Source organism: Neogemmobacter tilapiae, assembly GCF_014652215.1.
Taxonomy (GTDB): domain Bacteria; phylum Pseudomonadota; class Alphaproteobacteria; order Rhodobacterales; family Rhodobacteraceae; genus Neogemmobacter; species Neogemmobacter tilapiae.
Map to the genome: position 1 here is coordinate 1 of NZ_BMYJ01000023.1, position 1,280 is coordinate 1,280.

General features: G+C 63.5%; 1 protein-coding gene. It reads right to left on the reverse strand.

All coding sequences use genetic code 11. The annotated features are described in order from the left end of the window. Nucleotides 1-218 precede the first annotated feature (218 nt). Complete coding sequence (locus tag IE095_RS18095; protein ID WP_028720250.1) at nt 219-1,247, reverse strand: IS110 family RNA-guided transposase; 1,029 nt, start codon at nt 1,245-1,247, stop codon at nt 219-221. Between the last annotated feature and the right edge of the window lie 33 nt (nt 1,248-1,280).

Below are 1,280 nucleotides of genomic sequence, written 5' to 3' on the forward strand. Positions count from 1 at the left end.
ATGTGATCGAGTGCGGACTCTTGTCAGGCCTGTTAGTGCGGCCCGATAGATGCCGCTGGCCGGGATGGTGATGCGCGGACCGGGGCCAAATCTCCAACAGCGAGCTCGAAGCTCTGAGAAGGTTCCTGGTTTGCCCAACCCGGATCATGTCGATCATTTGCCCATTCGAATCATGCCTTCCTCACAACTCTGCGTTCCGTTCCTGCCGACGCGCCCGATCAGGCGGTGGCCATCACCGGATCGCGATAGTCCTCGCCGCGCGTCAGCATCGCCCAAATGCCGCGCGCCATCTTGTTGGCCAGCGCGAAGGCTGCGACCATCGGCGGCTTGCGTTCCAGCATGCGCTCAAGCCAGGGATTTTGCGGTGCGCCACGGCGCAGCGCCCAGCGGACCACCGCCATCGCGCCGGTGACAAGCAGTCGCCGGATGTCCCGCTGCCCCATCTTCGATGTTTTCCCCAGCCTCTGTTTTCCGCCAGAAGAATGTTGCCGCGGCACCAGCCCGAGCCAAGCTGCAAAATCGCGGCCACGCCGGAACTGGTCCATCGGCGGCGCGAAGGTTTCGACTGCGAGCGCAGTGATCGGTCCGACACCCGGCATGGTCTGTAACTGCCGGGGCATGGCGGCCGCCCTGGACGCGGCGGCGAGCTTTGCCGAGACTGCGGTAAGGCGGGACGTCAACAGTTCGATCTGCTCCAGAACCATGCGGCAGATGTCTCGCGCCAGGTCAGGCAGGCCCGAACCAGGATCCTCGACCACCTTCGCCAGCCGCGGGATATATCCGACCCCTTCCGGCGCCACATGCCCGAATTCATAGAGGTGCGCGCGAAGGGCGTTGATCGCTTCGGTCCGCTGCTTCACGATCTGCTCGCGGGCGCGAAACGCCACCGCCCGGGCCTGTTGGGCTTCGGTCTTGGGTTCGACGAACCGCATGGTCGGACGCATCGCTGCCTCAACGATTGCTTCCGCGTCGGCGGCGTCGTTTTTCTGGCGCTTGATGAACGGTTTGACGTAATGCGGCGCAATGAGCCGGACGCTGTGCCCGTAGGCGGACAATTCCCGCGCCCAATGGTGCGCGCTGGGACACGCCTCCATCGCCACGTCGCATGCGGGATGGTCCGTCATGAATCGCGCAAACTGCAGTCGCGACAGCTTCTTGCGGAAAACAACCACCCCATCCGCTGCCGCCCCGTGCAGCTGGAACACGTTCTTTGCCAGATCGACCCCGATAATGCTAACTTCTTCCATGGATGCCCTCTCCTTCAGCTTGTGCTTCGACAC

Coding starts and splice junctions, on each gene's coding strand:
- IE095_RS18095 (WP_028720250.1), bottom strand. CDS start 1,247: ATGGAAGAAGTTAGCATTATCGGGGTCGATCTGGCAAAGAACGTGTTC.